This window comes from Streptomyces sp. NPDC057654, from assembly GCF_042800135.1.
Classification (GTDB): domain Bacteria; phylum Actinomycetota; class Actinomycetes; order Streptomycetales; family Streptomycetaceae; genus Streptomyces.
Genome location: NZ_JBHVHQ010000379.1, coordinates 1 through 7,797 on the forward strand (window position 1 = coordinate 1; position 7,797 = coordinate 7,797).

Annotated in this window: 6 protein-coding genes and 1 tRNA gene; 6 read left to right on the top strand and 1 reads right to left on the bottom strand. The window is 72.7% G+C overall.

The annotated features are described in order from the left end of the window. From ACFU99_RS25030 to ACFU99_RS25045, 4 genes are all read left to right on the top strand, one after another. Positions 1-836: hypothetical protein (locus ACFU99_RS25030; RefSeq protein ID WP_384395565.1), on the top strand; the 836-nt coding region annotated here is incomplete at its 5' end. Between the two features lie 89 nt (positions 837-925). Continuing rightward, positions 926-999: transfer RNA gene (locus ACFU99_RS25035), tRNA-Ala, on the top strand. Positions 1,000-1,204: 205 nt separating this feature from the next. Next, positions 1,205-1,711 carry a MarR family winged helix-turn-helix transcriptional regulator gene (locus ACFU99_RS25040; protein ID WP_384395566.1) on the top strand — a complete coding sequence of 169 codons (507 nt, stop codon included), beginning with the start codon at positions 1,205-1,207 and terminating at the stop codon, positions 1,709-1,711. Positions 1,712-1,884: 173 nt separating this feature from the next. Beyond that, positions 1,885-2,817 (top strand): LysR family transcriptional regulator, encoded by a 933-nt coding sequence (locus ACFU99_RS25045; RefSeq protein ID WP_384395568.1) that lies wholly within the window; start codon positions 1,885-1,887, stop codon positions 2,815-2,817. A 15-nt stretch (positions 2,818-2,832) separates the two neighbouring features. Here ACFU99_RS25045 and ACFU99_RS25050 read toward each other — a convergent pair whose 3' ends face one another. Beyond that, entirely contained in the window at positions 2,833-4,476 is a 1,644-nt protein-coding gene (locus tag ACFU99_RS25050; RefSeq protein WP_384395570.1) for a FadD7 family fatty acid--CoA ligase, read from the bottom strand. A gap of 294 nt (positions 4,477-4,770) precedes the next feature. Between ACFU99_RS25050 and oxc the strand changes: the two genes are divergently transcribed. Together oxc and frc are read left to right on the top strand one after the other, a co-directional pair. After that, a complete protein-coding gene (gene oxc, locus ACFU99_RS25055) occupies positions 4,771-6,546 on the top strand; it encodes an oxalyl-CoA decarboxylase (protein WP_384395571.1) in 1,776 nt (591 codons plus the stop codon). 92 nt (positions 6,547-6,638) lie between these two features. Further along, the coding region (frc, locus tag ACFU99_RS25060; protein ID WP_384395572.1) for a formyl-CoA transferase at positions 6,639-7,797 on the top strand (1,159 nt) is incomplete at its 3' end.

Consider the following 7,797-nt stretch of genomic DNA (forward strand, 5'->3'; position numbering starts at 1 on the left):
CCCCCGTGCCGGACGCCGCGACCGACAAGGTCGACGTCCGGTCCTTCGGCGCGCCCGCGTCCGGCGCGGCTCCCGGGTCCGGCTCCCCGGCCGCTCCGGCTCCCACGGCGGCGGAGCGCGCCCGGCGCTCGAAGGTGCTCGCGCGCCGCCGGCGCACCACCGTGGTCCTCTTCCTCTGCTTCACGGTCGGCGCGGTCGTCGCGGGCGTCGGCGGCCTCGCCTTCCTGTGGGCCCCGGCCGTACCGGCCATGCTGCTCAGCGCGTACATCGTCTATCTGCGGGTCCAGGAGAAGCGGCGGTTCGCCTTCACCATGGACCAGCGCCGGGCCGAACTCGCCGCCCAGCGGCTGCGAGAGGGCCGCCCACACCCTCAGCCGGCGGCGGAGTCGCCCACCATCGCCGACGCCCCGGCTGACCCCGCCGCCCAGCCCCGGACCGAACCCGACGCCCCCGCGGCGCCGACGCCCTCCGTGCACGCGGCGGGGCGGCGCGCCCTCGTGGAGCAGACGGACCACGCCGAGTGGGTGGACCAGCAGCGCGAGCGCGGCCGCGGCGGCGCGGGCGAGAGCTGGGAGCCCGTGCCCGTACCGCTGCCCACGTATGTCACCGCGCCGGTCGCCCCGCGCGCGAGCGGCAGCGTCGACCTCGGCGCCCCCGACACCTGGAGCTCCGCCCGCTCCAGCCCCGCGGAACCCGCCCCGGAGCAGCCCGAGGAGCCCCCGGCCGCCGAGCCGCAGCGCCCGACCCGCTCCCGCCGCCGCACCCGCGACCGCGGCCGCACCCCCCTCTTCGACCAGTACGCCGACGAGGACCGCCCCCGCGCCGCCAACGAGTGACCGGCCCCTCCTGGCACTCCGTCGCTGACCAGGAGGGAAGCGGATTTCCGCGTAGCCCGATCGGGGTGCTAGAGTTTCACTCGTTGCAAGGGCCTGTGGCGCAGTCTGGTAGCGCACCTCGTTCGCATCGAGGGGGTCTGGGGTTCAAATCCCCACAGGTCCACCGCAATGGCTGTTCCCGAGTTCGCTCGGGAGTAGTTGACGGAATCCCGTCCGATCTTATTGATCGGGCGGGATTTCTTCGTTGCCGCACTTCGTCGGCTTTCCCGGCCGGGCGGTAGCGTGGGCGGTGCGGCGCGTTGGAGCGGCGTACATATGGCGCGGGGCTCTGGGGCGCCGCGGTACGAGGGACACGGGAGAGACGGCCGATGACAGCCACCTCGTCGGGATCGTCGGGATCGTCGAAATCGGCGGGATCTTCTGGTTCGTGGTGGGCTTCGGGTGCGGCGGAGCGGGCGGGGGAGCCCGGGCAGCGGGCCTGGGCGCTCATGCAGCGGTTCGTGGAGTCCCACGGGCGTCGGGGCGAGCTGGCCGAGGCGCTCGGGTTCCGGCTCGGCGGCGGACGGGGCAAGATCCTGCTCCAGCTCCGGGACGGGCCGGTGACGCTCAGCCAGCTCGCGGCGGCGAACGGGCTCGACGCCCCGTACACCACCCTCATCGTCGACAAGCTGGAAGCCCACGACCTCGTCGAGCGCCGGCCGCACCCCGACGACCGGCGGCGCAAGCTGGTGACGCTCACGGCCGCCGGGCACCGGGCCATCGAGACCATCGAGACCATTCTGCTGCGCCCGCCCCCGGCCGTCGGCGTCCTCTCCGACGACGAGCTCGATCAGCTCGTCCGGATTTTCACGCGGCTTCTCGACGCGGACGGCTGAGGCGGGCGTTTTCCGTTCACCCCGGCCGTCCGCTCGTCGGACGGCGGCATTGCCTTACGGCATTCGCGTACGGGGGCTTTGCCCTCTTCAGGGATAATTCGGTGATGATTCCCCGCGGCCGACATGAAACCGGCGGGGAAACCGACGGGAAACCGACTAGTGAGGAGCCGCCGATGCTGTTCCGGCAGCTGGAGTATTTCGTGGCGGTGGCGAAGGAGCGGCACTTCGCGCGGGCGGCCGAGGCCTGTTTCGTATCGCAGCCCGCGCTGTCGGCGGCCATCGCCAAGCTGGAGCGCGAGCTGAACGTGACCCTGATCAACCGGGGCCACAATTACGAGGGCCTCACCCCCGAGGGCGAGCGGCTCGTCGTGTGGGCGAAGCGGATTCTCGCCGAGCAGGACGCGTTCAAGGCCGAGGTCGCCGCCGTCCAGTCGGGCATCACCGGGACGCTGCGGCTCGGTACGGACCCCACGGCGTCGACGACCCTGGCGCTCCCCGTGGCCGCGTTCCGCACCGCGCACCCGCTGGCCAAGGTGCAGGTCAGCTCGCGGCTGTCGGCGAAGGAACTGCACCGGCAGCTGCGCGAGTTCGAGCTGGACGCCGCCATCGCGCACTTCGGGCCCGAGGACCGGGAGGGCCTTCAGGTGGTGCCGCTCTACCGGGAGCGGTACGTGCTGCTGGCCTCCGAGGAGCAGCTGACGCCCCAGACCCACACCATGACGTGGGCCGAGGCGGCGCAGCTGCCGCTCGCCCTGCTCACCCCCGACATGAGGGTCCGCCAGCTCATCGACGGGGTGTTCGCGGACAACGGGGTCACCGTCTCCCCGCAGCTGGAGACGGACTCCGTCGCCTCCCTCTACGCCACCGTCGGAGTCGGCGAGTGGGCGAGCATCGTGCCGCACACCTGGATGCGCGCCATGCCCGTCAGCGGCCGGACGCGGGCCGTCCGCCTCGTCGACCCCGACGCCAGCGCCCAGGTCTCCGTCGCCATACACGCCGCGACGCCCGGCTCCGTGGTCGCCCGCGCGTTCATGAACGCCGCCACCGGGCTGTCCCTGGACGAGGTCTTCGAGCAGCCCCTGCCGTCCGAGCACCGGGTCAGGTGAGGGGTCGGCAACCCCTCAGCGCGCGTACCGCGCCGCCACCGCCGCGCGGTCCAGGCCGCCCTTCGCCGTGTGCGGCAGCTCCGTGACGATCTCCAGCCGGTCCGGCACCTCGAACGCGGCCAGCCGGTCGCGGCAGTACCGCAGGATCTGCTCGGAGCCGGGGCTCTCGCCGCCGCGCACACCCCCGCGTACGACCACGGCCGCGCCGACCCGCTGCCCGTAATGCGCGTCGGGCACGGCGAACACGGCCGCTTCCGCGACGCCGGGGCACCCGGCGAGGATGTCCTCGACATGCTCGGGCGAGATCTTCTCGCCCCCGCGGTTGATGAGGTTCTTGAGGCGTCCGGTGAGGTAGAGGTAGCCGTCCTCGTCCAGCGAGCCCAGGTCCCCGGTCCGCAGCCACCCGTCCGCGAAGCTGCGCGCCGTCTCGGCCGGGTCGGCCAGATAGCCGCGGGCCACGGTGGGGCCCTGCACCCAGACCTCGCCCTGTACGCCCGCCGCGCACGGCCGACCGGCGCGGTCCAGGACCCGCAGGGCGACCCCGGTGGGCCGGCCGACGGAGCCGTGCTTCAACGGGCCGCGCCGCGGCAGCGGTTCGCTGGCCGCCTGGTGCGCGGACTCGGTCATGCCGTACGCGGAGAGCAGCGGCGCGCCGAGGGTGCGTTCCAGCGCCCGCTGCGTGGCCGTGTTCAGCGGGGCGCTGCAACTGCGGACGAATCTCAGCGGGGCGGGCTTCCGGCCCGGATCCGCCGAAGCCCCGGGATATTCGGTCGCCGCCCGGTCCAGCAGGATCTCGTGGATCGTCGGGACGGCCGTGAACCACGTGGCGGACACGGCCCGCACATCGCTCCAGAACGTACGCGCCGAGAACCGCCCGCGCTCCGGCAGCAGCACGCGGCCCCCGCCGGCCAGCGAGGCCAGGAGCGCCGCGAACAGCCCGTGACCGTGGAAGAGCGGCATCACGGCGACCGTCGCGTCGTCCGGCCCCAGCTCGTACGTCGCGCAGATGCCGCGTACGGACGCGGCCACGTTGGCGCGGGTCAGCGGCACCATCTTGGCCCGGTCGGTGGTCCCCGCGGTGAACAGGACGAGGGCGTCGTCGGCCGTCAGCTCGCGGGACGCGCCCGTACCGGAAGGGGCCGGGGGAGCGGCGCCGGTGTCCAGGGCGACCGCGGCCGTTCCGGCGGAGGAGACGGTGACGCGCAGCGGCCAGGCCGGGGCGTCGACGCGCGCCACCGGCTCAGCGCCGGCCGCGGGCGGGCCGAGCAGGATGGCCCGCGTGCCCAATGCCCCGGTCCGGGCGGCGAGCTGCGAGCCGGGCAGGGCGGGGTCCATCGGGGCGACCACCAGCCCGGCCCGCGCCGCGCCCAGCAGGCCCACCACGAACTCGGCGGTGTTGGCGCAGACGAGGGCGACCACGTCGCCGCGGCCCAGGCCCGCCGAGGTCAGCCGCGCCGCGAGAGCGTTGGCCGCCGAGGCCAGCCCCCCGTACGACAGGGGCAGCCGGTCGCCGCCCACGACGAGCGCCGGCGCGCCGGGGCGCTCGCGCGCCGGCCGGTCGAGGAGGTCGGCGAGGCCCGTGAGCTCCGGGGGCCGATAGGGCCGGCGGGGCCGGGAGGGATTCGTCTCGTCCACGGACGTCGCGGTCGGTACGGCCATGACCTCCGCCTCCTCTGGTGGTCGGGCTGCTGCCGGGCGGCGGCAGCAGATCTTCGGGAGCTCGCATCACCGAGCCTGGGCGGGCGCGCCGCGAGCGTCCAATACGCGCTGGTGAACGACCGATAGCGAGCTTCTATCAAGGGTCCTGGGAGGGCGGCTTCCCGGCTCTGACCAGGGCTCGATAAACGCCGGTTATCGGCTGGTCGCCGATGAATCTTGGACGCGGCGACGGCCGCTGCGGATGGTGGAAGACGAAGCCGGAAAGGCCAGACCGCCCAAGGAGGTCCTCGGACCATGACCGCCCCTACCGCACCGGAGACCGCCGCCGCCGTGGAAGCCGACGCCGCTGTCGACGCCGATGCCCAGACCGAGCTCACCGACGGCTACCACCTCGTGGTCGACGCGCTGAAGCTCAACGACATCGACACCATCTACGGGGTGGTCGGCATCCCGATCACCGACCTGGCCCGCCTCGCACAGGCGCAGGGCATCCGCTACATCGGCTTCCGGCACGAGAGCAACGCCGGGCACGCGGCCGCCGCCGCCGGATACCTCACCAAGAAGCCCGGCGTGGCCCTGACCGTCTCCGCGCCGGGCTTCCTCAACGGGCTGGTCGCGCTGGCCAACGCCACCACGAACTGCTTCCCGATGGTGCAGATCTCCGGCTCCAGCGAGCGCCACCTCGTCGACCTCAAGCAGGGCGACTACGAGGAGATGGACCAGCTCGCCGCCGCCCAGCCGTTCTGCAAGGCCGCGTACCGGGTGAGCCGCGTCGAGGACATCGGCCGCGGCATCGCCCGCGCGCTGCGCACCGCGATCTCCGGCCGCCCCGGCGGCGTCTACCTCGACATCCCGGCCGCGGTGCTCGGCTCCGTACTGGACGCGGGTACGGGCGCGGCGACCCTCAGCCGCCTCGTCGACCCCGCGCCGCGCCAACTGCCCGCGCCCGACGCCGTGGACCGGGCGATCGAGCTCCTCGCGGGCGCCGAGCGGCCGCTGGTGATGCTCGGCAAGGGGGCCGCGTACGCGCAGGCCGACGACCGCATCCGCGAGTTCATCGAGTCCACCGGCATCCCGTACGTGCCGATGTCGATGGCCAAGGGGCTGCTGCCCGACGGGCACCCGCAGTCCGCGGCCACCGCCCGCTCGCTGGCGCTGAAGAAGGCCGACGTCGTGATGCTGGTGGGCGCGCGGCTCAACTGGCTGCTGAACCACGGCGAGGCGCCGCAGTGGAACCCCGACGCGAAGTTCATCCAGGTGGACATCGAGCCGAAGGAACTGGACAGCAACCAGCCGATCGCCGCCCCCCTCGTCGGGGACATCGAGTCGGTCTTCGAGGCGCTCGCCGAACGGACCAAGCCCGGCCAGATCGCCGCGCCCGCCGCCTGGCGGGAGGAACTGGCCGCGCGGTCGGCGAAGAACGTCGCCAAGATGGCGGACCGGCTGGCGGCCGACCCGCACCCCATGCAGTTCATGGGCGCGCTGAAGGCCGTACGGGACGTGGTGCACGAGCGCCCCGAGACGTACATCGTCAACGAGGGCGCCAACGCGCTCGACATCGCCCGCAACGTCATCGACATGGAGGTGCCGCGGCACCGCCTCGACAGCGGCACCTGGGGCGTCATGGGCATCGGCATGGGCTACGCCATCGCCGCGGCCGTCGAGAGCGGAGCGCCCGTCGTGGCCGTGGAGGGCGACAGCGCCTTCGGGTTCAGCGGCATGGAGCTGGAGACCATCTGCCGCTACAAGCTGCCGATCGTCACGGTCATCCTCAACAACGGCGGCGTCTACCGGGGCGACGACGTCAACCCGCTGGAGACCGACCCGTCGCCGACGACCCTGATGCTCCAGGCCCGCCACGACACGATGATCGAGGCGTTCGGCGGCAAGGGCTACCGCGCGACCACGCCCGCCGAGGTCACCGCCGCCCTCACCGAGGCGCTGGCCTCGGGCGGCCCCGCCCTCATCGACTGCGCGATCGACCCCTCGGCCGGCACGGAGAGCGGGCACATCTCGCACCTCAACCCGAAGGGCATCACCGTCGGCAACATCACGCCGGCGAAGAAGTGAGCGCCGGGCCCGGGCCCGTACGCCCGTCCCCGTCCGCGATCGCCCGCACACCCCACCCGCACACCGAGAACACTCACGAGAAGGAAGCCGCCATGAGTGAGAAGCCGCTCGCAGGAATCAAGGTGATCGACTTCACCGGGGTCCAGGCCGGCCCCGCGTGCACCCAGCTGCTCGCCTGGTTCGGCGCCGACGTCATCAAGGTCGAGCGCACCAACGGCGGCGATGTGACCCGCCGTCAGCTGCGGGACATCCCCGACGTGGACGCCCTCTACTTCACCATGCTGAACAGCAACAAGCGCTCGCTGGCCATCAACACCAAGGCCCCCGAGGGCAAGGAGGTCATGGAGAAGCTGATCCGCGGGGCCGACATCCTCGTGGAGAACTTCGCGCCGGGCGCCATGGACCGCATGGGCCTCGGCTGGGACCACATCCACGAGCTCAACCCCCGGCTGATCCTCGGCTCGGTCAAGGGCTTCAACGAGGACTCGCCCTGGTCCGACCTCAAGGTGTACGAGAACGTGGCGCAGGCCGCCGGCGGCGCCGCGTCCACCACCGGGTTCTGGGACGGCCCGCCCACCATCAGCGGCGCGGCCCTCGGCGACAGCAACAGCGGCATGCACCTGATGATCGGCCTCCTCACCGCGGTCATCCAGCGCAACGCGACCGGCGTGGGCCAGAAGGTGTCGGTGTCCATGCAGGACGCCGTGCTCAACCTCTCCCGCGTCAAGCTCCGCGACCAGCAGCGGCTGGAGAAGCTCGGATACCTGGAGGAGTACCCGCAGTACCCGAACGGCGAGTTCGGCGACGCGGTGCCGCGCGGCGGCAACGCGGGCGGCGGCGGCCAGCCCGGCTGGGTCCTCAAGTGCAAGGGCTGGGAGACCGACCCCAACGCGTACATCTACTTCACGGTCCAGGAGCAGAACTGGGCGCGCACCTGCGAGGCCATCGGCAAGCCCGAGTGGACCGACGACCCGGAGTACGCCACCGCCCGCGCGCGGCAGCCGCACATCTTCGACATCTTCGCCGACATCGAGAAGTGGCTCGCCGACAAGACGAAGTACGAGGCCGTCGACATCCTGCGCACCTACGAGGTGCCCTGCGCGCCCGTGCTCAGCATGAAGGAGATCGCCGTCGACCCGGCGCTGCGCAAGAGCGGCTCGGTCGTCGAGGTCGAGCAGAAGGACCGCGGTACGTACCTGACCGTGGGCAGCCCGATCAAGTTCTCCGACTTCACGCCCGACATCAGCGGCT